This window comes from Leptospira adleri (assembly GCF_002811985.1).
GTDB classification, from domain to species: domain Bacteria; phylum Spirochaetota; class Leptospiria; order Leptospirales; family Leptospiraceae; genus Leptospira; species Leptospira adleri.
On sequence record NZ_NPDU01000165.1, the window covers coordinates 1 to 680 of the forward strand.

1 protein-coding gene is annotated in these 680 nt (G+C 32.4%); it reads left to right on the forward strand.

Features of this window, described 5'->3' with window-relative positions:
• The coding region (locus tag CH376_RS24520; protein WP_207769164.1) for a hypothetical protein at positions 1-205 on the forward strand (205 nt) is incomplete at its 5' end.
• Positions 206-680: the final 475 nt, after the last annotated feature.

A 680-nucleotide genomic window follows, 5' to 3' on the forward strand; every position in this document is an offset into this window, starting at 1 on the left:
TTTGATGAAAAGACTATTGATACTTACTCGTTTACTATTCTTGCTTTCCTTCATGGCGTGCACAGGAAGTAAAACGATCCCTGAATCACAGAGAAAATGCGACGACGCCCTTTTTCCACTTTTTATTCCAAGAGCCGATACAACTGAAGAAGAGAAACTTAATGTTATCAATTTATATATTATTTGCTTAGCTGTAGAAAACTAGAATCAGAAGATGAACTCTTATTAATTAACAAGATACCTTGATAATTATAAATTCTGGCGGGGAGCTTTTGGAGTCACTATTTACTTACTGGCGATAGCAGAGATGTTGCATCTAATGAAAATGTATGCTGATGTTCGAGCAGGAACTATGGGGTATATGCAAGGGCAGTTTTTTTATTTCTTTGTTTTGGATTTAAAGACATATAATGCTATATATACTTTAAATCTTTATAATCAAACTGCAAAAACATATTCTGAGGCGATATTTCTTAGGAATTTATTTTTATATAATGGAATATTTCAAGGAATGAGAGGTTCTAGATAAATGTACAAAAGGAATATAAAAAAGGTGATTTTAATTTTTGTAATAATTTTGAATTTAGAATGTATTCCCCGGACAGCTCCTTGATAACGTCCTAAAATTTTCGCAGATTTAAGAATGAATGAGAAGGCTCTCCTTGCCGATTGAGTTTGTA